Genomic DNA, 403 nt, shown 5'->3' with positions numbered 1-403 from the left:
GCAATGGTCTGGAGACAGAGCTTGAACAAGCGATTAACCCGTTCTCGCAATACATTCGGGTAACGTCGAACGTACCGAGCCTGCCGACACCTCTTCCCATTATCTCATCGGTCAGTACTCCTGTGAATATGGCGGGCGGTAACTCGGGCGGTGCTGTTACGTCGCTTCAAGTCGCTGGCGCATGGAACGTGTTTGCGAACAAGCAGCTGTACAAGATCAACATCCTGCTGAACTCGGGCCACGCCAGTCCAGACGTGCAGCTTGCGATGGATAGCTTGGCCCAGCAGCGCGGTGATTGCGTGGCACTACTCGATGTTCCGTCGAATGCTCAGCAGTTCCAACAAGCGATCAACTATCGCAATCTGCAATTGAACCTCAACTCGACGTATAGCGCGTTGTTCGC

1 protein-coding gene is annotated in these 403 nt (G+C 54.3%); it reads left to right on the top strand.

Translation table 11 applies throughout. The annotated features are described in order from the left end of the window. On the top strand, window positions 1-403 hold a 403-nt coding region (locus AC1RPW_RS08025; RefSeq protein ID WP_481769446.1), incomplete at both ends, for a hypothetical protein.

The organism is Dellaglioa sp. CoH-55-MRSF-8, from assembly GCF_056782195.1.
This window is presented reverse-complemented; position numbering and strand designations above follow the sequence as displayed.